Here is a 19567-nt window from a genome sequence, read left to right as displayed (position 1 = left end):
ACACTGGTCCCATGAACACCGTGCGTTCGCTGCTCGCACTCGTCGTGTGGCTGTACCTCCTTGTCGTCTTCGGGCGGCTCATCCTTGACTGGGTGCGGATGTTCGCCCGCGACTGGCGTCCGCGTGGAGTCATGCTCGTCATCGCTGAAGCGGTGTACACCCTGACCGACCCGCCGCTCAACGCGTTGCGACGGGTCATCCCACCGTTGCGGCTCGGTGGCGTGGCCATCGACCTCGCCTTCATGGTGCTCGTGATCGCTCTTTATGTCCTGCTGGCGATCCTCAACTAGGGTGTTTGGCTGAGCCCCGGAGTCCAGTCCCAGCCTGGAGCAACCGAACGTGACCGACACGACCCGACCGACCAGAGGAGTTGACATGGCGTTGTCTCCCGAGGACGTCCTCAACAAGACGTTCACGACCACCCAGTTCCGACGCGGCTACGACGAGCGCGAGGTGGACGACTTCCTCGATGACATCGTCGCCGAGATGCGCCGGATGTCGAAGTCCGGAGACGAGGTGCGCAAGCAGCTCGACGACTGCCGTCAGGGTCGCGGTCTCGAGCCGGCGACGGCGCCGATGCCGGTTCCGGCGAGCACCGGCGGTGGCGACCGCTCCGCCGAGATCGCGCGACTGGAGGGCCGCAACAGCGAGCTCGAGGCCCGCGTTCGCGAGCTCGAGCAGCTGGAGACGAACGGCCAGGGGCAGGGCGAGTCCAGCGACGCTCTGAACGCCCGCAACTCCGAGCTCGAGGCCCGGGTCAAGCAGCTCGAGCAGCAGCTCGCCGAGTCGGAGCAGCAGCTGACCGACCTGCGCGGCCAGCACGAGACCCTCGTGGGAGAGCGCGACACCCTGGTCGGTGAGCGGGACGCCCTGCGTGGCGAACGCGACTCGATTGTGGGAGAGCGCGACTCGGTCCTGCAGGAGCGCGACGCGCTCCGTGGCGAGCGGGACACCCTTGTGTCCGAGCGCGACCGCGACCGCTCCGAGCGCGAGGCTGCGGCAGCCCGCGACGACGAGGAGCGCCAGGCGGTCTACGACCGCGCCCAGAGCCAGAACGACGAGCAGCTCGCCACCCTGCGGGCGCGCGTCGAGGAGGCCGAGGCCGAGGCGCAGAAGCGCATCCAGAAGGCTCAGGCGGAGGCGGAGCAGGCCGAGGCCGAGGCCGAGGAGCGCATCAAGGCCGCCCAGGGTCAGGGTCAGCAGTCCGAGGGCGGAGATGTCGCTGCTCTCGCGGCCGCCGGTGGGGCCGGCGCCGGTTCGGCGGCGGGCGTGCTCGCACTCGCTCAGCGCCTGCACGACGAGCACGTGTCCGCCGGTGAGAGCCGTCGCGACGAGCTCGTTCGCGAGGCGCAGCAGCGTCACGACGAGCTGCTCCGCACGGGTGAGGCGAAGCACCAGGAGTTCCTCAGCACCGGTCAGAGCAAGTACGACGAGCTCATCTCCACGGGTCAGGGCCGTCACGACGAGCTCATCTCGACGGCGCAGAGCCAGCACGACGAGCTCATCTCCACGGCGCAGCACCAGCACGACACGCTGCTGGCCGACGCGAACAGCAAGCGCGAGGAGCTCATCACCGAGGCGCGCGAGCGGTCCACGGGCATGGTGCACGAGGCGCAGCAGCGCAAGGCGGCCATCCTCGAGGAGCTGAGCGAGCAGAAGGCGGCGCTCGAGCGCAAGATCGAGCAGCTGCGCGGCTTCGAGCGCGACTACCGCGGGCGCCTCAAGAACTACATCCAGGGCCAGCTCAAGGAGCTCGACAACACGGCTGTGGACCTCGAGGTCGAGGAGCAGGCCAAGCAGAAGCAGTGACGCGTCACTGACACCTGCACCAGCACTGGGCACCCGGATTCTCCGGGTGCCCAGTGCTGTGTCCGGTCGGCTCCGGACTCGCATGACCTGGGGACAAGGTGCGTTTCATCGTTGAGAAGTGCCTGTTCAGGCCTTATCCTCGCCGCACGTGGTCGAGCCCGCACGGGCCCGACCTTTGTTGACGAGTGAGGACAGGCATGGCTGCCAAGCGCGCTCCCTCGGGGGCCACCAAGGCTGGATCCGGCAAGGCGTCAACTGCGGCGCGCACCGTGAAGAAGGCACTCGCCCGCGCGACCGGGGGGTCGACGAAGAAGGCCACCGCGCAGAAGGCCGCGCCCGCCACGAAGAAGGCGTCGGCGACAAAGGCTGCGCCCAAGGCGAAGAAGGCAGCGACGAAGAAGGCTGCTGTGAAGAAGGCGGCGCCCGCGAAGAAGGGTGCAGCGGCCAAGGCGAGCTCGGTGAAGAAGGCCGCAGCGAAGAAGACGACAGCGAGGAAGGCAGCTTCGGCCGCGACGAAGGCTGCGGTGAAGAAGACTGCGCCGGCGAACAAGACGGGCTCGGCCAAGACGGGCTCGGCGAAGAAGGCAGCGAAGAAGGCGGCGCCCGCCAAGAAGGTCGCGCCGGCGAAGGCGAGTTCGGCGAAGAAGGCGGCGCCCGCCAAGAAGGCGGCGCCGGCCAAGGCGGGCTCGGCGAAGAAGGCGGCGCCGGCGAAGACGAGCGCGCCCGCCACGAAGGCAGCTCCCGCAGCCAAGAAGGCGGCACCGACCAAGACCGCGAAGAAGGCGTTCGTCGTCCGCGAGGACGAGTCACCGTGGACCGCCAAGGAGCTCAAGGCCGTCCGTGGTGAGATCGAGGCCGACATCGCCCAGCTCACCGACGAGCTCGCGCGCGCCGAGTCCGATCTCTCCGACCTCATGCGCGACTCCGGTGACGGGGCCGGCGACGACCAGGCCGACGCCGGCGCCAAGACGTTCGAGCGGGAGCAGGAGATCGCGCTCGCCGACAATGCTCGTGAGATGCTCCGCCAGAACGAGCATGCACTCGAACGGCTCGACGACGGCACCTATGGCGTGTGCGAGTCCTGCGGCCAGCCGATCGGCAAGCTTCGCCTTCAGGCCGCGCCTCGTGCGACCCTATGCGTGCGATGCAAGACGAAACAGGAACGCCGCTGAGCGCCGACACCACCACCTCGGCCGCGCCGGCTCCGGAGAACGTCCGGGGCCGGTCGCGACTGTTCGCCCTCATGACGGTCGCCGGGGTGATCACCCTCGCCATCGACCAGGGCAGCAAGATCTGGGCGTTGGCCACCCTCACCCCCGGGGTGCCCCGCGACCTCGTCGGTTCCCTGTTGCGGCTCAACCTCATCCGCAACCCGGGCGCCGCGTTCTCGCTCGGCGACGGCGTGACGTGGCTGCTCACGATCGTCGCCCTCGGCATCGTCGCTTGGGTCCTCCTGGCCGCCCGCCGCATCGGACACACCGGCTGGGCGGTGACGCTGGGCATCCTCCTCGGCGGGGCCATCGGCAACCTCGTCGACCGCATCTTCCGCGCGCCCGGATTCGGTCGCGGCCACGTCGTCGACTTCATCGACTACTTCGGCCTCTTCATCGGCAACCTCGCCGACGTCGCCATCGTCGTGGCGGCGGCGGTGGGCGCAGTCCTGTCGCTGCGCGGCATACCGCTCGAAGGCGTCGTGCCCGGACGGCACGAGAACGACGACACCATGGACGACACCACCGCCGACCCGGCCCCCGAGCACTCCGAGCAGCGCGAGCAGCCCGAGCAGCGCGAGCAGCCCGGCGACGCCCCGCGATGACCGGCCAGCGGACCGTCCTCGTCCCCGAGGGCCTGCAGGGCGAACGCGTCGACGCCGCCATCGCGCGGCTTTTCGGGCTCTCCCGCACCCGCGCCGCGGACCTGGCAGCGGCCGACGGCGTGTCCGTCAACGGGTCCCTCGTCGGCAAGTCGCACCGCGTGCACGGCGGCGACATGCTCGAGGTGACCCTGCCGAGCGCGGACCCGAGCCCGACTCTCGAGGTCATCGCCGAGCCGGTCCCCGGCATGGCCATCGTCCACGACGACGACGACATCGTCGTCGTGGACAAGCCCGTCGGCGTCGCGGCCCACCCGAGCGTCGGCTGGACCGGCCCGACCGTCCTCGGTGGCCTCAAGGCTGCCGGCTACCGGATCTCAACGAGCGGCGCGAGCGAGCGGCAGGGCATCGTGAGCCGCCTCGACGTCGGCACGTCCGGGCTCATGGTCGTGTGCAAGAGCGAGCGGGCCTACTCGATCCTCAAGCGGGCGTTCAAGGAGCGGCGCGTCGACAAGACGTACCACACGCTCGTCCAGGGGCTGCCCGACCCGCTCGTCGGCACGATCGACGCGCCCATCGGCCGCCACCCGGGCCATGACTACAAGTTCGCGGTCATGGAGTCGGGCAAGCCCGCCGTGACGCACTACGAGCTCATCGAGGCGTTCCGGCACGCGAGCCTGCTCGACATCCACCTCGAGACCGGCCGCACCCACCAGATCCGCGTCCACTTCGCGGCGCTGCGGCATCCGTGCGTCGGCGACCTCACCTATGGCGCGGACCCTGTCCTCGCGAAGCGCCTCGGGCTCGAGCGGCAGTGGCTGCACGCCGTGGGGCTGGGCTTCGAGCACCCGGGCTCGGGGGAGTGGGTCACCTTCGAGAGCCAGTACCCGCAGGACCTGCAGACCGCGCTCGACCGCCTCTGAGACGGCTCGATTCGCCACGGGTGTCTGGATTCGCTGGACCTCCCACGCATCGAGACACGCGCAGCGAGCCGAGTTCGTATGCCGTCCGCGCGCGTTTCCGGCGCGCTCCCGGTGAGTCCCACGGGCACCATTCGTCACAGGTGGGCGCGGCTCACGAGGGTGTCGGTTGGCCGACCTAGGATGGCCGGTGATGTCGTCGATCGCCCCCTCCTCAGCCCCGGACCGCAAGGACAACTTCGTCCACCTCCACGTCCACACCGAGTACTCCATGCTCGACGGCGCGGCCCGGATCGGGGACCTGTTCACCAAGGCGGCCGAGCTCGGGATGCCGGCCGTGGCGATGACCGACCACGGCTACCTCTTCGGGGCGTACGAGTTCTGGAAGAAGGCCCAGGGCACCGGCGTCAAGCCGATCATCGGCCTCGAGGCCTACGTCACCCCGGGCACGCACCGCACCGACAAGACCCGCGTCAAGTGGGGTGACGAGCGCACGCGTCCCGGCGACGACGTCTCGGGCTCGGGTGCCTACACCCACATGACACTGCTGGCCAAGAACAACAACGGCCTGCACAACCTCTTCAAGCTCGACTCCCTCGCCAGCCTGGACCAGGTCTACGCGAAGTGGCCGCGTATCGACCGCGAGCTGCTGAGCCAGCACGGTCAGGGCCTCATCGCGACGACGGGCTGCCCTTCCGGCGAGATCCAGACCCGGCTGCGGCTCGGCCAGTGGCGCGAGGCGCTCCAGGCCGCGAGCGACTACCGCGACATCTTCGGCGCGGAGAACTACTTCTGCGAGGTCATGGACCACCAGAACGAGATCGAGCGACGCACCATCAAGGACCTGTTGCGGCTCGCCAAGGAGCTCGACCTCCCGCTGCTCGCGACGAACGACAGCCACTACACCAACCCCGAGGACGCGACCGCCCACGGCGCCCTGCTGTGCGTCCAGTCCGGCTCCACCCTCATGGACCCGAACCGGTTCAAGTTCGACGGCGAGGGCTACTTCCTCCAGTCGCCCGCGCAGATGCGGCACACGTGGCGCGAGTTCCCCGAGGCCTGCGACAACACCCTCCTCGTCGCCGACATGTGCGAGGTGTCCTTCACCGAGGGCGAGGGACGGTTCATGCCGCGCTTCGACGTGCCCCCGGGCGAGAACGAGGAGTCCTGGTTCGTCAAGGAGGTCCAGAAGGGCCTCACCGAGAGGTTCCCGGACGGCATACCGCCGTATGCCCAGGAACAGGCGAACTTCGAGATCGACGTCATCGTCTCCAAGGGGTATGCCGGGTACTTCCTCGTCGTCGCCGACTTCATCACCTGGGCCAAGGAGAACGGCATCCGCGTCGGTCCCGGTCGTGGCTCCGGTGCCGGCTCGATGTGCGCCTACGCGATGAAGATCACCGACCTCGACCCCATCCCGCACGGCCTGATCTTCGAACGGTTCCTCAACCCCGAGCGCAAGTCGATGCCCGACTTCGACGTCGACTTCGACGAGCGCCGGCGCGGTGAGGTCATCAAGTACGTCACCGAGAAGTACGGCTCCGAGCGCGTCGCCCAGATCGTCACCTACGGCACGATCAAGGCCAAGCAGGCGGTAAAGGACTCCGCCCGTGTCATGGGCCACCCGTTCACCGTCGGTGAGCAGCTGACCAAGGCGATGCCGCCGGACGTCATGGGCAAGGGCGTGCCGCTGTCCGGGATCTACGACCCCGAGCACGCGCGCTACGGCGAGGGCAAGGAGTTCCGCGAGCTCGTCGAGACCGAGCCGCACTTCAAGGAGATCGTCGAGACCGCCAAGGGGCTCGAGGGCCTGAAGCGGCAGTGGGGCGTGCACGCGGCCGGCGTCATCATGTCGAGCGAGCCGCTCATCGACGTCATCCCGATCATGAAGCGCCTCCAGGACGGGCAGGTCCTCACCCAGTTCGACTATCCGAGCTGCGAGAACCTCGGCCTGGTCAAGATGGACTTCCTCGGCCTGCGCAACCTCACGATCCTCGACGACGCGATCGAGAACGTGAAGGCCAACCGCGACGAGGACATCGACCTCGACGCCTTGTCCAAGGACATGACCGACGAGGCGACGTACCGGCTGCTGGCGCGTGGCGACACCCTCGGCGTCTTCCAGCTCGACGGCGGCGGCATGCGCACCCTGCTCAAGCAGATGCAGCCGGACACGTTCGAGGACATCTCGGCGGCTCTCGCGCTCTACCGGCCGGGACCGATGGGCGTCAACGCGCACACGAACTTCGCGTTGCGCAAGAACGGCAAGCAGGAGCCCGTCCCGCTCGACCCGCAGCTCAAGGGCAAGCTCCAGCCCGAGATGGTCGAGGCCCTCGAGCCGATCCTCGACACGACCCATGGCCTGGTGATCTACCAGGAGCAGGTCATGGAGATCGCGCAGAAGCTCGCCGGCTACACCCTCGGCAACGCCGACCTCCTCCGGCGCGCCATGGGCAAGAAGAAGAAGGAGGTCCTCGACGCCGAGTACGTCCCCTTCTCCGAGGGCATGAAGGCCAAGGGCTTCAACGAGGCCTCCATCGCGGCCCTCTGGGGCGTCCTCGTCCCCTTCTCGGACTACGCGTTCAACAAGGCGCACACCGCGGCATACGGGCTGGTCTCCTACTGGACCGCCTACCTCAAGGCGAACTACCCGGCCGAGTACATGGCCGCGCTGCTCACGAGCGTCGGCGACGACAAGGACAAGTCAGCGCTCTACCTCGGCGAGTGCCGCCGTATGGGGATCAAGGTCCTGCCGCCCGACGTCAACGAGTCCGTCGCCCGGTTCGCCGCCGTCGGCAACGACATCCGGTTCGGTATGGCCGCGATCCGCAACGTCGGCCACAACGTCGTCGAGGCGATCATCCGGGCGCGCGAGAGCAAGGGTGCGTTCACCTCGTTCAAGGACTTCCTCGACAAGGTCGACGCCGTCGTCTGCAACAAGCGGACCATCGAGTCGCTCATCAAGGCCGGCGCGTTCGACGAGCTGGGCGAGACCCGGCTCGGGCTGTTCCGGATCCACGAGCAGTACGTCGACGCGCTCGTCGAGGTCAAGAAGCAGCAGGCGATCGGCCAGGACAGCCTCTTCGCCTCGCTCGGCTTCGGTGACAGCGACGACGCGGGTGCCGGTGTGGACCCGTTCTCCGGGCTGCCGACGATCCCGGACGTCGAGTGGGACAAGTCGACCCTGCTGTCCTTCGAGCGCGAGATGCTCGGCCTCTACGTCTCGGACCACCCGCTCTTCGGGGTCGAGCACGTGCTGCAGCAGCACGCCGACACGGCCATCGCCTCCCTCGGCGCCGAGGACGGCAAGCCCGAGGGCTCCATGGTCACCGTCGCCGGCCTCATCACCGGCCTACAGGTCAAGCGCACGAAGAAGGGCGACCTCTGGGCCATCGCGACCGTCGAGGACCTCGAGGGCGCGATCGAGTGCCTGTTCTTCCCGAGCTCCTACCTCACCGTGTCGACGATGCTGCAGCAGGACGTCGTCGCCGTCGTGCGCGGCAAGGTCAACCGCCGCGACGACTCGGTGTCGATCTACGCCCAGGAGCTCACCCTGCCCGAGATCACCGACGGCCCGCGCGGACCCGTCGTCGTCACCCTCGACACGATGCGGGCCACGATCGGCCGGATGGAGGAGCTCAAGGGCGTGCTCGCCAACCACCCCGGCACGACCGAGGTCCACCTCAAGCTGACCAAGCCGGGCCGCGCCACCCTCGTCAAGCTCGACGACGCCTTCCGGGTCACCGCGACGGAAGCGCTGTTCGGTGACCTCAAGGTCCTCTTCGGCCCGAGGTGCCTCACCGGTGGCTGAGTCGCAGGGCACCGGCGCTGCCGCGCCGGAAGGAGCCGGTATGCCGTCCGCTCCCGTCGCTGCCACGCGCGAGTACGTCCGCGAGCACCACGGTGACCGCGTCGTCGACCCGTACGAGTGGCTGCGTGACGGCGACGACCCCGAGGTGGTGGCCTACCTCGAGGCCGAGAACGCCTACGCCGACGCGCGAACCAGCCACCTGGGACCGTTGCGGCAGAACATCTTTCGCGAGATCAAGTCACGCGTCCTCGAGACCGACCTGTCGGTGCCGGTCCACAGCGGGCCCTTCTGGTACTACTCGCGCACGGTCGAGGGGCAGCAGTACGCCATCCACGCCCGGGTCCCCGTCACCGACCCGGCAGCGCGCCCGGTCCTCGAGCCCGGCAGCGTCCCGGACGGCGAGCAGGTCCTCGTCGACGGGAACGTCGAGGCCGGCGACTCCGAGTTCTTCGCCATCGGGGCCCTCACGGTCAGCCCCGACCACACCCGCCTCGCCCTGGCCACGGACCTCACCGGCGACGAGCGCTTCGACCTCGTCGTGCGCGACCTCGTCACCGGCGACGTCCTCGACGACTCGCTGACCGACATCGGCTACGGCGTCGAGTTCTCCCGTGACGGCGGCACCGTCTTCTACACCCGGCTCGACGACGCGTGGCGCCCATACCAACTGTGGCGGCACGTCGTCGGGGGTGACCCGGCCGACGACGTCCTCGTGCACGAGGAGGGCGACGAACGCTTCTGGATGGGCATCGGCTCCAGTCGCAACGACCGCTGGCTCATCCTCGCCCTCGGCTCCAAGACGACCTCCGAGGTCCGTCTCCTCGACGCCACGACACCGGAGGCAGAGTTCCGGGTCGTCGCGCCCCGTCGCGACGGGGTCGAGTACGACGTCGAGCCCGCCGCCGCCGCGCTGCTCATCGTGCACAACACCGACAACCCCGACAGCGACCTCGCCTGGGCCCCGCTCGACGCGACGAGCCACGAGCAGTGGCGACCGCTGCTGGCGGCGCAGTCGGGCGAGCGGTTCCTCGGCGTCGATGCCTTCGACGACGTCGCGGTGCTGTCCCTGCGTCGCGACGGGCTGACGTCACTGTCTCTGCTGCCGGTCGACCCGGCGAGCGAATCCGGTTGGGGCGCAGCGGTTCCCGTGACCTTCGACGAGCCGATCTACTCCGTCGGCCTGGGCGACAACCCCGAGCCGGGCCAACAGTCGCTGCAGGTCGTCTACGAGTCCTTCGTCACGCCGCGCACCGTGCTCGACCTCGATATCGCGACGGGGGAGCGCACCGTCCTCAAGCAGCAGCCCGTGCTCGGCGACGTCGACCTCTCCGACTACGTGCAGCGCCGCGAGTGGGCGACGGCGAACGACGGCACGAAGGTGCCCATCTCGGTCGTCCACCGGACCGACCTCGCACCGGACGGCACGAACGCCGGGTTCCTCACGGCATACGGCGCCTATGAGCACTCGAGCGACCCCTACTTCTCCGTGGCCCGGCTCAGCCTGCTCGACCGCGGCGTCGTCCACGTCACCGCCCACGTGCGCGGTGGTGGTGAGATGGGCCGGCACTGGTACGACGACGGCAAGCTCCTCGCCAAGCCCAACACGTTCACGGACACCGTCGCCGTCGCGGACCGTGTCGTCGAGCTCGGCTGGGTCGCGCCGGACCGGCTCGCGCTCGAAGGCGGTTCTGCCGGAGGGCTGCTCGTCGGAGCCGTCCTCAACCTCGCACCGGACCGCTTCCGGGTGGCGCACGCCGCGGTGCCCTTCGTCGACGCCCTGACGACGATCCTGCGGCCGGACCTGCCGCTCACCGTGGGGGAGTGGGAGGAGTGGGGCAACCCGCTCGAGGATCCCGAGGTCTACGCGGTCATGAAGGGCTACACGCCCTACGAGAACGTCGCTGCGCGCGACTACCCCGCGATACTCGCGACGACGAGCCTGCACGACACCCGGGTCTACTTCACCGAGCCGGCCAAGTGGGTCGCGAGACTGCGCGCCACCGTCATCAATGACCCGGCGACGCGGCCGATCCTGCTGCGCACCGAGATGTCCGCCGGCCACGGGGGCCGCAGCGGCCGGTATGCCGCGTGGGAGCAGATCGCGTGGGAGTGGGCGTTCGTGCTCGACCAGCTGGGTGCGACGTCGCGACTGCCGGCGACGTCACGGCTCCCTGGCGTGGACGACGACGAGCGGGCTGGCGGTCCGGCCGAGGAGCGCGTTCGAGACTGACCCGAGGTGCAGGCCCGGGAAGCCGCCGGTGCCGCGAGCGCCGACGACGACGAGATCGGCCTCGTCGGCGGCCCGCGTCAGCGCGGCGACCGGTGCCGACCGGACGACCTCGTGCGTCACCTTGACGGCGGGGTGCTGCGCGCTGCGCGAGGAGATCGCGCGTCCCACCGCATGCTCGAGGTGTAGTTCGTATGCCGGCCAGCTCGAGCCGGTGCCCAAGGTCGGGTCCTCGGGTCCCTTGGCTTCCCAGGCGTGGATGACGACGAGCTCGGAGTCGTCCCGTGCAGCAGCGTCGAAGGCTGCGTGCAGCGCGGCCACCGACGCGGGAGAGCCATCGACCCCGACGGCCACGCGGTGATGGCGCGGCTCCGTCCGGCCCTCGTGTCCGACGATGACGACGGGGCAGGCGGCATGAGCGGCGACCTGCTGCGCCACGGCACCGATGGTGGCCCGACTGAACAGGCCGTGGCCGACCGCGCCGAGGACGACGAGGCTCGCGTCCCGCGAGGCTGCAACGAGCGAGCGGGAGGCGAAACCGTGGGGCAGCGACGTCGTCACGGTGAGCTGGGCATCCACCGCGTGTGCCCGGGCGATGGCCGTGGCGAGGAGTCGCCGAGCCTCCCCGTCGAGGGCGTCCTGGTCGGTGCTCCCGAAGCCGAGCATCGGGATGTCTGGTGCGAACGCATGGATGAGGTGCAGCGGTGCGCCGAGCTCGGATGCGTGGGCGGCTGCCCAACCGAGGGCAGCCCACCCGTGGGCGGAACCATCGACGCCGACGACGATCCGCGGGCTGGGTGCAGGTGACGTGGTGCCGCTCATCATTCCTCCACGGGGGTGGACCTGGCGGCGGGACCTCGTGTCGGGGGACCTCGCGGTCCCGTCGTCGCGGGGGTTGCCCGCTCTCCCATGATGCTCCTCCTGGGCCGGTGAAGGCGAGGGCTGACGACCGGCGCACCGATGAAGGACAATGCTTCATCGTGAGAAAGTAAAGAAATATGCTTATCTTGTGCTGAATGAAGGTATCATCTGAATATGAGCGAGATGAAGCCCAGCCCTGTCGTGCTCATCGGAGATGTCGTCGCCTCCCGGGCAGCCGGTGACCGCTCGGCCCTGCACCGTGAGCTCGAGAGAGCGCTGGCCCGGACCAACGAGCGCGTCACGGCCGTGGAGCCCCTCGAGGTCACCGTCGGCGACGAGTTCCAGGGCGTCTACGCCACGCTCGGGGCCGCGCTCGACGCGGCATTGCGGACGCGGCTCGCCCTGCGACCCACGGCCGAGACCCGATATGGGCTCGGTCGTGGCGACACGACGACGCTCGATGCCGACCGTGGCATCAAGGACGGCCCGGGGTGGTGGGCCGCCCGGGACGCCATCGTCGAGGTCGAGGAGCTGGCGGGGCGTGCTGCCTTCGGCCATGTGCACACGGCATACCGGATCGCCGAGGGCAAGGACGACCCGCACGGTCTCGCGCTCGCGGTCGAAGCCGCTCTGGACTGTCAGGACCACATGGTTGGCTCGTTGTCGGAGCGGTCAGGTCGACTGCTGGAAGGACTGTTGGACGGTATGACCCAACGTGAGCTGGCGCAGGCCGAGGACATCAGTCCCTCGGCGGTGTCGCAGCGCGTGCGCGCCGACGGGCTGGCCGTGCTCGTCCGGTCGGCCGAGCTGCTCCGGGAGCTGCCATGACGTGGCTCGGACTGTGGCTGCTCGGGATCGGCGTCGCCGACCTCCTGCGGGCGGTGGAGCAGCGTCGGGTCCGCCGTGCCGCCGTGCCGGTCGGAGCGGTCGTCAGCCTCGTGACCGCGGTCCTCGCCGGGCTCACCGGGGTCGCCGACCTCGTCGCAATCATCGCGTCGATCGGGCCGCTCGCGGCGTGGGCCGCCCTGTCAGACAGGTCGCTCCGACGAGGGGGCGGGCACGTCGAGGCCCTCCTCGTGCTGGCGCTGACCGGAGCCGCGCTCGTGGGGTTCTCCGGCTTCGCCTCTCCCGCCGATGGCCCGCTCGCGAGCTGGCTGGCCTGGGCCGACGTGCCGCTCGTCGGGAGTGCGGAGTCCCTCGACACGGTGCTGCTCGTCGTCGGCCTGTTCGTCGCGAACCTCAGCACCGGCAACATCATCGTGCGCCTCGTCCTGGTGAGTGTCGGCGCGCTGCGCCCCTCGGAGTCCACCGAGCACCCCAGTGACACGCCGGAGCCCCCGCGGCTCAAGGGCGGTCGCCTCCTCGGGCCGATGGAGCGCGTCTTCATCCTCGGTCTCGGCCTCGCCGGCCAGGTCACCGCGGCGAGCATCGTCATCGCGGCGAAGGGGCTGCTGCGCTTCCCCGAGCTCCAGGCCGTCCGCAAGAGCGACGGCGCGGAGGTGCGCGGCGCGGGCATCGACGAGGTCACCGAGTACTTCCTCGTCGGCAGCTTCGTCAGCTGGCTCGTCGCACTCGTCTCGCTCGCCCTGACCCGCTGAGACATGCAAGCGGGGGCCGACCCGTGGGTCGACCCCCGCTCCGCACGGTCTTCGGCTCAGCGGTGAGCCGAAGACCGTGCGGTCAGGCTCACTTCAGCTTGAAGCTCGCCGAGATGGCCGAGCCGTCCGCGGCCGTGACGGTGACCTTGTAGCAGGAGCCGGCCGCCTTCGGCGTCTGCCAGTTCTGGATGAACTGACCGTCCGCGTAGCGCAGGCTCGTGCCGCCGGTGGTGACGACCTCCACGGCGTCCTCGGCCAGGCCCGTGGCGCAGGTGATCTTGGCCGCGGTGAACGTGGCACCGAGCTGGCTCGTCGTCGTGATCTCGGTCGCCCCGACGAACGCCTCGAACTTCAGCGGGACGGTGGAGCCGCCCTTGACCGTGTTGAGGACGCCCGCGCCCATGTCGACGGGCTGGTAGAAGCCCTTGAGGTTCCACGGGTTGATCGTGAAGGAGCCCGTGCCGGTGCTGCCGACGTGGTTGGCGTCCCCAGCCCAGGTCGCGGTGACTGTGGCCGTGCCGGCCTTGGTGTTGTTGGCGTAGGTGAGGTCGGTGACGGTCACCGGGTCCATGCCGACGCCGGTCGCCGTCGCGGTGCACGGCGTGAGTGCCGAGCCGGTGAAGTCGACCGCGGTCGGGCAGGTCACCGTCACGCTGGACGGTGCCTTGGCGATGGTGAAGGTGACGTCGCCGCTGTCGGCGGCCAGGTGGTTAGCGTCGCCGTCCCACAGGAGGCGGGCCCCGCCGGTGCCTGCGTTGGTGTTGTTGGTGATGCTGAGCTGGGAACCGGGGATGGTGAGCTCCAGCCCACCGGCGCCGGTCACCGTGCCGGTGCAGGGGCGCTGCTCGGTGCCGTTGAAGACGATGTCCTGGCAGGTGACCTTCGCCGTGGCCGGGGCCTTGGCGATCGCGAACGTCACGAGCTCGCTGGTCGAGCCGGTGTGGTTCGCGTCGCCCGCCCAGACGGCCTGGACGCTGCCGGTGCCGGCGTTGACGTTGTTCGCGTACGTGAGCTCGGGATTGACCGACTCGTCGACGACGCCCGCGCCGGACACGATGGCCGTGCACGGCTTCTGGGCCGAGCCGGTGTAGGTGACGGCATCGCAGGTGATGGTGACCGAGGACGTGGCCCTGGCGATGGCGAACGTTGCGACGCCGGTGCTGCCCTCGTGGTTGCGGTCGCCCGCGTACACCGCCGTGGCCGTGGCCGTGCCCGCGTTCGTGTTGTCGGCGTAGGTCACCGCGACGTCCTCGGAGAGGTTGCCGACGCCGGTGACCTTGGCTGCACACGGATTCTGGGCCGAGCCGGTGTAGGTGACGTCGTCACAGCTGATCGCGACGGTCGAGGGCGCCTTGGCGATGACGAACGACGCCGTTGCCGTGCTGCCCTCGTGGTTGCTGTCGCCCTCGTATGCCGCGGAGACGGCGACGGTGCCCGCGTTGACGTTGTCGTCGTAGGCGACGGGGACGACCTCGTCGAGACCGCCGGGGCCGGTGACCCGGGCCGAGCAGGCGTCGAGCGCAGCGCCGGTGTAGACCTGCGGAGCGTCGGCACAGGTGATGGTCACCTGGGAGCCGGCCTTGCCGATCGTGTAGGTGCCAGTTGCGGAGGAGCCGTCATGGTTGGCGTCGCCGCCCCAGGTGCCGGTCGCGGTGACGGTGCCCGCCGAGACGTCGTCGGGGCTGTAGGTGAGGGACGGCTTCGCGGTGAGCCCGCCCGCGCCGGAGACGGTGCCGGTGCAGGGGTGCGCCTCGCCGTCGAAGGTGACGTCGGTCGGGCAGGTCAGGGAGACGCTGCTCGAGGCCTTGCCGATGGCGAAGGTCGCCGAGCCGGTGCTCGCCGTGTGGTTCGCGTCCCCGGCGTAGGCCGCCGTGGCGGTCGCGGTGCCCGCGGTCGTGTTGTCGGCGTAGGCGACCTCGAGGTCCTGGGCCAGGTCACCGGCACCGGTGACGCCGGCCGTGCACGGCGTCTGGGCGGACCCGGTGTAGGTCACCGACGACGGGCACGAGACCGAGACGGTGCTCGGTGCCTTGGCGATCTGGAACGTGGCCGAGCCCGAGCTGGCGAGGTGCTTGGCATCGCCGGTCCAGCGGGCCGTGGCCGTCGCGGTGCCGGCGTTGAGGTTGCCGGAGTAGGTCACCGGGAGGCTGGTGCTCCAGCCGTCGCCGGCGGTCGCCATTGCCGTGCAGGGCTCGAGCGCCGCACCGGTGAAGGTCGTGGGGGAGTCGGGGCAGCTCACCGTGGTCGTGGTCGGAAGGCTGCACGGCCCGGTGGTCCAGGAGGCGTTGAGGGTGGCCTCCTTGGTGAGGCTGCCGCCGCTGGAGTTGACGCCCTTGGCGGAGAAGGTGACCGAGCCCGTCCCGGCGCCGGCCGTCGACGACGTGAGCGTGACGGTCACGTCGACCGCCGCCGTCTCGGTGCCGTTCGACGCGGTGCTCCACGTGCTCGGGATGGTGATGGCCTGCGCGCTGTCGCTGGTCGAGAGGCCACTTGCCGAGCCGGACGCGACCGCCGCCGTGACCTGGGCGGTCGAGCCCGCCTTGTAGGAGTTGTTGTTGGTGTAGTTGCCGGAGCGGGCGATGGCAACGGATGCGGTCCTGGTGACCGTGGTGCCACAGGGCACGGTGCCGAACGAGATGGACGACTCGCTCGTGGTGGGGGTCAGGGCGTCGCCGTCGACGACGATGCCGTCGGCGGTGGCGAGGCCGGCGCTCGCGACGACGACCGTCGCGGAAAGGACCGTCGCCGCGAACGGGCGCAGTCCGAAGGATCGGGACATGAAGGAGCTCCTGAGACGTGGAAGTGGCTGGAGGAGAAGCGTGGGAGAGCGGCGCTGTGGTGCGCGAGGAGGACAGTAGGGGTCGGAGGAATCGCGCGGCCACTTTTCGGACCAGATCGACGGGCGAGGCGCTACGTCCTGAACGGGGGGTTCGAAAAAACCCTCCCGCAGCGGGAGGAATGGATAGCTCGCAGGAACTAGGAAACCGACTGCCGGCAGCACCGTTGGAGTCATTCGCGGGTGTCCAGCCGACCTTCTAGTAAGGGGTCCTTACGGCTATTGCGGGGCGATGGCATCTGCGCGGGGGCCACACGGAGTCATCCGAGGGATGTTGTCGAGAGCTCCAATCGGGGCATGCTGGACACACGGCGACACCAGCCGACGCCCCGACGGAAGGACGACGACATGGGATTCCTCGACAAGCTGCTCGGCCGAGAGCCGCGTGAGCAGTACCCGCAGACCTCAGGTGGGCAGCACGGCCAGCAGCCGCAACACAGCCAGCAGCCGCAGTACGGCCAGCAGGGTCAGTACGACCCTCGTGGTCGGTACGGGCAGGCACCGTCCGGCGGCGGATCGGCGACCGAGAGCGATGACGAGCGAGCCGTCGCGCGTTATCGCTACCTCCTGCGCACCGCTCCGCCGGAGTCCCTGGAAGAGGTGCATGCGGAGGCCTTCGCGCGGCTCACGCCCGAGCAGCGCCAGCAGGTGCTCGACGAGCTGAGCAAGGACGCGCCTGCCGGCGAGGCGCCGCGCAGTGCGCAGGCCCAGGACCTGGCGCGGGCAGCCACGCGCGCCGAGATGCGTCAGCCGGGCACGCTCGAGCGCACGTTCGGTCGCGGCGGCATGGGCGGGCCCATCATGGGCTCGATGATGGGCACCATCGCGGGCGTCGTCGTCGGCTCGGCCATCGCCAACGCGTTGTTCGCGGACTACGGGTCCTCTCCCGAAGCGGCCGAGGCCGGAGAAGCCGGCGCAGACGTGGGCAACGAGAGCGCCGCTGACGGTGGGGACGCCGGCGATGCCGGTGACGCGGGGACCGACACCGGGGGTGACGCCTGGGGAGGCGACTCCGGTGGCTCGGACTTCGGCGGCGGTGACTTTGGCAGTTCCGACTTCGGTGGCTCCGACTTCGGCGGTGGCGACTTCGGTGGAGGAGGCGACTTCGGCGGAGGCTTCTGACGCGAAGGCGCGCGGACGGCGTACGGGCTGAACGGCATACGGGCTGAACGGTCCATGTCGGCGCAGGCGCCGGCATGGACTACATTCCGCCTGTGAGTGCACAGGCCCCCAACGCAGTCATCCTCATCCGCGCCGAGAGGTTCACGCCCAACCCGGCGACCGCGGCGGACAACGCGTTCCAGCGTGACGTGCCGTCCGGGCAGTCCGACGACGCCACCGCGACGAAGGCGCTGGCGGAGATGGATGCTCTCGCCGACGCGCTGCGCGAGGTGGGTGTCACGGTGCACGTGTTCGCGGACGAGGACGTGACCCGACCGGACAGCGTTTTCCCGAACAACTGGCTGTCGACGCATGCGGGCGGGTATGTCGCGGTGTACCCGATGTATGCGTCGAACCGGCGCCACGAGCGCCGCGCCGACGTGCTCGAGATGCTCAAGTCGGAGTACCGGGTGCAGACGATCGTCGACTACTCGGGGCTCGAGCCGGACGGTGTTTTCCTCGAGGGCACCGGCGCGATGGTCCTCGACCACGTGTCGCGGGTGGCGTACACGGCGCGGAGTCATCGCGCGGACATCGCTGTGCTGGAACGCTTTTGCACCGACTTCGGCTACGAGCCGATGGCGTTCGACGCGGTCGACTCCGACGGGGTGCCGGTGTACCACACGAACGTCATCGCCTGCATCGGCACCGACGTCGCGATGATCGCACTGTCGATGATCCCGGACGAGGTGCGGCGCGAGCAGGTGCGCGAGCGGCTCGCCGTCACCGGCCGGACGATCGTCGAGCTCAGCGAGGAGCAGATCCGCGAGTTCGCCGGCAACGCCGTCGAGCTGTGCGGTCGGACCCCCGAAGGCAAGCGGCGTTACGTCATGGCGATGTCGGCGCGGGCGCGACGGTCCCTGACGCCGGCGCAGGTCGCCGTCATCGAGGAGTCGTGCGAGATCGTCGCCGTCGACATCCCGACGATCGAGCTCGCCGGTGGGTCGGTGCGCTGCATGATCGCGGGCGTGCACCTCGACCACCGACCGTCGGCCGAGGGTGAGCCCACCGCCGCCGTCGAGGCGATCGACGAGAACCCGAACACCGCCGACGGCCAGGAGCTCGTCGACATCATCCAGCCCAGCTGACGGGCGCCGGTCGATCTCGGTCCTGACGCGGACAAAGGTCATGCCGAACCCGGCAGATGTGCCCGGTTCGGCATGACCTTGTCCCGTCGGCCCCGTCGGGAAGCGCGTCAGTCCAGGAACGCAGGAACCTCGAACCCATGCCCGCAGCACGGGCAGGTCGCTCGGCCGAAGACGTGCCGTAGCTGCTCGGTCACGGTCGGACGGCCGTGGCTCCCTGCGAGGTCGAGCAGGCGCTGCTCGACCGGGTCGCCGGCGTTGCTGGCGGGTTCCACCGTGGTGGGTTGGCACGAGTCGTCCTCCCCACTCGTCAGGATGAACGACTCGTCGAGGGCGAGCCGCAGGTACTCGCCACACTCGGGGCACTCACCCTGCAGCTCGCCGTCGACCAGGCTCTCCAGCTCGCGCTGCCACGGGCCGAGGTCCTCGAACGCCGCCACGAATTGCAGCCCGTAGACGAAGTCCGCGTCCGACTCGGCGTTCGCGAGGTTCTCGACGGCGATGGCGCCGAGGGCTGCGATGGTCTCGGCGTTGTCGCGGCGTACGTCCGCTCGGTCCCGGGGCCCGTCCGTCGAGGCGACGATGCCCGAGGCCAGGTGCAGTGGTGCCATGTATGCGCCACCCGGGTGGCGTCGGGCCATCTCGAGCAGCAGAGGCAGGGCGGCATAGCTGGCCTCCGCGACCGTGCCCTGATGGCACAGACGGCTCCACAGGTCCTGCCACGTCGCCGACTCGTCACCGTCGGCCTCTGCTGTCGCGAGCAGGTCCGGGACCTCCGTCGCAGGGCCGTACACGTCCTTGACCGATGACCACGTCGTCATGGACAGATCCAATCAGCCGCGTCGCCATCCAGTCATCGACTCGAACAAGGTCATGCCGAACCCGGCAGATGTGCCCGGTTCGGCATGACCTTGTTGATCGCCGGCTACGCCGGTCAGATGCTGTGCCTTCGCTTCGACATCAGAGCCGTTCCACTACGGGCGGACGCGGCGCTCGTCCCTCACGCCACCTCCACCCTCCGATGCACGGCTCAGATGTCGAAGTACTGACTGACTCACCCATGCTGACCTGCGCAAACGTCGAGGTTGGCCGGCTGTTTGTACCGGATGTGTAACAGGCTACCGCGTTGCTCTGGGCGTCCCCGGATGAGTGGGAGCGCCTAGATTGATCTAGATGTCAGCCGCTTTCTAGATCGGCTGAACGTCGCCAGCCCGGGGAGTCGCGCAGATCAATGAGAGCCATCCGTGCGCCGAGCGCTGATCCAGGTGAACTGCTGCTCGGAGCCGCCGGGGGTGCGGTGGATCCGCGTTTCGGCATGGGTAAGGGTGAAGGCACGCGCGACGAGGGCGGCGAGGTGGTCAAGTCCGGATCGGTGGTGTACGACGGTGATCCGTCGAGGGTTGTGGTTTAGGCGTTGATGGCGCCGGCGATCAGCTCGGTGGTCAC

At 69.5% G+C, this 19567-nt stretch carries 15 protein-coding genes; 11 read left to right on the top strand and 4 right to left on the bottom strand.

The annotated features are described in order from the left end of the window. Nucleotides 1-11 precede the first annotated feature (11 nt). The 7 genes from BCF74_RS11955 (at nt 12) to BCF74_RS11925 (ending at nt 10583) form a co-directional block, all read left to right on the top strand. Nucleotides 12-290, top strand: a complete 279-nt coding sequence (locus BCF74_RS11955) for a YggT family protein (protein WP_106298187.1) — start codon at nt 12-14, stop codon at nt 288-290. An 85-nt stretch (nt 291-375) separates the two neighbouring features. Further along, entirely contained in the window at nt 376-1809 is a 1434-nt protein-coding gene (locus tag BCF74_RS11950) for a DivIVA domain-containing protein (RefSeq protein ID WP_106298186.1), read from the top strand. Between the two features lie 197 nt (nt 1810-2006). After that, complete coding sequence (locus BCF74_RS11945) at nt 2007-2981, top strand: TraR/DksA family transcriptional regulator (RefSeq protein ID WP_106298185.1); 975 nt, start codon at nt 2007-2009, stop codon at nt 2979-2981. Further along, on the top strand, nt 2954-3625 hold the full coding sequence (locus tag BCF74_RS11940) for a signal peptidase II (RefSeq protein WP_106298232.1): 672 nt from the start codon (nt 2954-2956) through the stop codon (nt 3623-3625). Before BCF74_RS11945 ends, BCF74_RS11940 begins: the two co-directional genes overlap by 28 nt. Beyond that, a complete protein-coding gene (locus tag BCF74_RS11935; RefSeq protein ID WP_106298184.1) occupies nt 3622-4545 on the top strand; it encodes an RluA family pseudouridine synthase in 924 nt (307 codons plus the stop codon). The genes BCF74_RS11940 and BCF74_RS11935 overlap by 4 nt, the downstream gene beginning before the upstream one ends. 190 nt (nt 4546-4735) lie before the next feature. Then, complete coding sequence (gene dnaE, locus BCF74_RS11930) at nt 4736-8353, top strand: DNA polymerase III subunit alpha (protein ID WP_106298183.1); 3618 nt, start codon at nt 4736-4738, stop codon at nt 8351-8353. Between the two features lie 40 nt (nt 8354-8393). Next, complete coding sequence (locus tag BCF74_RS11925) at nt 8394-10583, top strand: S9 family peptidase (RefSeq protein WP_106298182.1); 2190 nt, start codon at nt 8394-8396, stop codon at nt 10581-10583. On the opposite strand, the gene BCF74_RS11920 is transcribed toward BCF74_RS11925, so the two are convergent. Beyond that, nucleotides 10515-11402: a universal stress protein gene (locus BCF74_RS11920; RefSeq protein WP_170070231.1), complete on the bottom strand. Its 888-nt coding sequence runs from the start codon at nt 11400-11402 to the stop codon at nt 10515-10517. The two genes, BCF74_RS11925 and BCF74_RS11920, sit on opposite strands and share 69 nt — an antisense overlap. 213 nt (nt 11403-11615) lie before the next feature. Between BCF74_RS11920 and BCF74_RS11915 the strand changes: the two genes are divergently transcribed. Next, complete coding sequence (locus BCF74_RS11915) at nt 11616-12269, top strand: SatD family protein (RefSeq protein WP_245889324.1); 654 nt, start codon at nt 11616-11618, stop codon at nt 12267-12269. Then, the gene (locus BCF74_RS11910) at nt 12266-13039 is read left to right on the top strand and encodes a hypothetical protein (RefSeq protein ID WP_106298180.1); all 774 of its coding nucleotides are present in this window, start codon (nt 12266-12268) and stop codon (nt 13037-13039) included. Before BCF74_RS11915 ends, BCF74_RS11910 begins: the two co-directional genes overlap by 4 nt. An 88-nt stretch (nt 13040-13127) precedes the next feature. Here BCF74_RS11910 and BCF74_RS11905 read toward each other — a convergent pair whose 3' ends face one another. Continuing rightward, a complete protein-coding gene (locus tag BCF74_RS11905; RefSeq protein WP_106298179.1) occupies nt 13128-15818 on the bottom strand; it encodes a PxKF domain-containing protein in 2691 nt (896 codons plus the stop codon). A gap of 405 nt (nt 15819-16223) precedes the next feature. Between BCF74_RS11905 and BCF74_RS11900 the strand changes: the two genes are divergently transcribed. Together BCF74_RS11900 and ctlX are read left to right on the top strand one after the other, a co-directional pair. Then, nucleotides 16224-16997: a hypothetical protein gene (locus tag BCF74_RS11900; protein WP_106298178.1), complete on the top strand. Its 774-nt coding sequence runs from the start codon at nt 16224-16226 to the stop codon at nt 16995-16997. Nucleotides 16998-17089: 92 nt separating this feature from the next. After that, on the top strand, nt 17090-18124 hold the full coding sequence (gene ctlX, locus BCF74_RS11895) for a citrulline utilization hydrolase CtlX (protein ID WP_106298177.1): 1035 nt from the start codon (nt 17090-17092) through the stop codon (nt 18122-18124). A gap of 107 nt (nt 18125-18231) precedes the next feature. Here the strand turns inward: ctlX and BCF74_RS11890 are convergent, their stop codons facing one another. Both BCF74_RS11890 and BCF74_RS17570 read right to left on the bottom strand, forming a co-directional pair. Continuing rightward, nucleotides 18232-18942 carry a hypothetical protein gene (locus BCF74_RS11890; RefSeq protein WP_106298176.1) on the bottom strand — a complete coding sequence of 237 codons (711 nt, stop codon included), beginning with the start codon at nt 18940-18942 and terminating at the stop codon, nt 18232-18234. Nucleotides 18943-19349: 407 nt separating this feature from the next. Then, on the bottom strand, nt 19350-19567 hold a 218-nt coding region (locus tag BCF74_RS17570), incomplete at its 5' end, for a hypothetical protein (protein WP_218279261.1).

The organism is Knoellia remsis, from assembly GCF_003002895.1.
GTDB lineage: Bacteria > Actinomycetota > Actinomycetes > Actinomycetales > Dermatophilaceae > Knoellia > Knoellia remsis.
Note: the sequence above shows the minus strand (reverse complement) of the source record. Positions and strands in the feature narration are given on the sequence as shown.

Bases quoted from the DNA above. Each gene is read 5' to 3' on its own strand.
- BCF74_RS11920 (WP_170070231.1), bottom strand. From the start codon at position 11,402: ATGAGCGGCACCACGTCACCTGCACCCAGCCCGCGGATCGTCGTCGGC.
- BCF74_RS11950 (WP_106298186.1), top strand. From the start codon at position 376: ATGGCGTTGTCTCCCGAGGACGTCCTCAACAAGACGTTCACGACCACC.
- BCF74_RS11935 (WP_106298184.1), top strand. From the start codon at position 3,622: ATGACCGGCCAGCGGACCGTCCTCGTCCCCGAGGGCCTGCAGGGCGAA.
- BCF74_RS11910 (WP_106298180.1), top strand. From the start codon at position 12,266: ATGACGTGGCTCGGACTGTGGCTGCTCGGGATCGGCGTCGCCGACCTC.
- BCF74_RS11900 (WP_106298178.1), top strand. From the start codon at position 16,224: ATGGGATTCCTCGACAAGCTGCTCGGCCGAGAGCCGCGTGAGCAGTAC.
- BCF74_RS11955 (WP_106298187.1), top strand. From the start codon at position 12: ATGAACACCGTGCGTTCGCTGCTCGCACTCGTCGTGTGGCTGTACCTC.
- BCF74_RS11890 (WP_106298176.1), bottom strand. From the start codon at position 18,942: ATGACGACGTGGTCATCGGTCAAGGACGTGTACGGCCCTGCGACGGAG.
- dnaE (WP_106298183.1), top strand. From the start codon at position 4,736: ATGTCGTCGATCGCCCCCTCCTCAGCCCCGGACCGCAAGGACAACTTC.
- BCF74_RS11940 (WP_106298232.1), top strand. From the start codon at position 2,954: ATGCAAGACGAAACAGGAACGCCGCTGAGCGCCGACACCACCACCTCG.
- BCF74_RS11945 (WP_106298185.1), top strand. From the start codon at position 2,007: ATGGCTGCCAAGCGCGCTCCCTCGGGGGCCACCAAGGCTGGATCCGGC.
- BCF74_RS11915 (WP_245889324.1), top strand. From the start codon at position 11,616: ATGAGCGAGATGAAGCCCAGCCCTGTCGTGCTCATCGGAGATGTCGTC.
- BCF74_RS11925 (WP_106298182.1), top strand. From the start codon at position 8,394: ATGCCGTCCGCTCCCGTCGCTGCCACGCGCGAGTACGTCCGCGAGCAC.
- BCF74_RS11905 (WP_106298179.1), bottom strand. From the start codon at position 15,818: ATGTCCCGATCCTTCGGACTGCGCCCGTTCGCGGCGACGGTCCTTTCC.